Genomic DNA, 1,302 nt, shown 5'->3' with positions numbered 1-1,302 from the left:
GAGAATCTCGCGGACCAGGTCGTCGAGCTCGAGGGGTTTTGGCAGATGGGCGCGCATGCCGGCGGCGAGGCAGGCGTCGCGTGCCTCGGGCCCGGCGTGGGCGGTGAGGCCGAGGACGGGCAGGCGGGGGTAATCGGCCCGCAGCTGCAGCGTGAGGGCGTAGCCGTCCATGTCGGGCATCTGGATGTCGGTGAGGACGATGTGATAGCTGTCCGGCCCGACCTCGGTGAGGTGGGCGATGGCCTCGTGGCCACCGGCCAGGCAGGTCACGCGGGCGCCCTCCTGGGCCAGCATGTCGGCCAGCACGAGGCGGTTGATCTCGTTGTCGTCGACGGCCAGCACGCAGAGGCCGGCCAGGCGCCTCTCGAGGGGCGCCGGCGGCGGCCGGGGCCGGGTGCGCCGGGCCAGGGCCTCGCCGAAATGCCGGCTGCGCAAGGGGCGCTCGATGATCGGCAGGTGCAGCTCGGGCAACTCGGCGCGCTCGATCTCGTCGAGCCGGCCGGCGATGGCGAGGCTGCGTCGCTCGGCGTGGAGGCGGGCCAGCCAGCTGCGCCAGGCCTGGGCGTCTGCCGCGAAGCGGGCATCGACGACGACGAGATCGGCCGCCGGCACCGGGCCGAAGGGCGTCTCGAGGGTGGCCACCGCGATGCCGCGCTCGACGAGATCGGCCCGCAGCGCCGCGCACTCGTCGGGCGGAAAACCAGCCAGCACCAGGCTGCCGCTGGCGGGGGAGAGCTCATAGACCGGCTCGACCAGCGGCAGGCTCACGCAAAAAGTGGTGCCGGCCCCGGGATGGCTCGAGACCTCGATGCGGCCGCCCATCGCGTGCACCAGATGGGCGCTGATCGAGAGCCCCAGGCCGGTGCCGCCGAAGCGCCGGGTGGTGGAGCTATCGGCCTGCTCGAAGGGCTTGAAGAGGCGCTCGATCTGCTCGGGGCTCATGCCGATGCCGGTGTCGCTGACGCTCAGGTAAAGGGTGGCGTGGTCGGCGCAGGCCTCAAGGGTGACGCTGCCGCGCTCGGTGAACTTGATCGCGTTGCCCAGCAGATTGACGATCACCTGGGAGAGGCGCAGGGGGTCGCCCTGGCAGCGGGCGGGCAGGCCGCGCTCGCGGACGCGGAAGTCGAGGCCGCGGGCGAAGGCGCGCTCGGCCGAGAGGGTGATGGCGCTGTCGATGACCTGGCCCGGGGCGATGGCGATCTGCTCGACGCTGAGCTTGCCGGCCTCGATCTTGGCCGAGTCGAGCACGTCGTTGACGATGCCCAGCAGGTGCTGGCCCGATTCGACGATGCGGATGAACTG

General features: G+C 72.0%; 1 protein-coding gene. It reads right to left on the bottom strand.

Translation table 11 applies throughout. The features are described 5' to 3' along the window. On the bottom strand, positions 1-1,302 hold a 1,302-nt coding region (locus tag ZRA01_RS20225), incomplete at both ends, for an ATP-binding protein (protein ID WP_141355170.1).

Origin of the sequence: Zoogloea ramigera, from assembly GCF_006539865.1 — a bacterium.
GTDB lineage: Bacteria > Pseudomonadota > Gammaproteobacteria > Burkholderiales > Rhodocyclaceae > Zoogloea > Zoogloea ramigera.
Note: the sequence above shows the minus strand (reverse complement) of the source record. Positions and strands in the feature narration are given on the sequence as shown.